General features: G+C 66.4%; 1 rRNA gene. It reads left to right on the forward strand.

Annotated elements, in window-relative coordinates:
* Positions 1-154: 154 nt before the first annotated feature.
* Positions 155-259: ribosomal RNA gene (rrf, locus tag NE591_RS15800) — 5S ribosomal RNA — on the forward strand; the annotation flags it as partial.

A 259-nucleotide genomic window follows, 5' to 3' on the forward strand; every position in this document is an offset into this window, starting at 1 on the left:
GCGAGCGCTACTAATAGCCCGAGCTCTTCTTCATTGCCAAGACTACGATCGAGATCGAGAGATGGACGTGTCGCGCGCATGCAACCGCCAGGGTGGCGCGGGGGATCCCCGGGCCCCTCGGACGGCACACAGTTGCCGCGGGAGCGCCTCCCGCGAGCGGAACCATGGAGTGGGGGATCACCCGATCCCATTCCGAACTCGGCAGTTAAGCCCCACCTCGCCGAAAGTACTGCGGCGCCAGGCCGCGGGAGGACAGGTC

Source organism: Adlercreutzia sp. DFI.6.23, from assembly GCF_024462535.1.
Lineage (GTDB): Bacteria > Actinomycetota > Coriobacteriia > Coriobacteriales > Eggerthellaceae > Adlercreutzia > Adlercreutzia rubneri.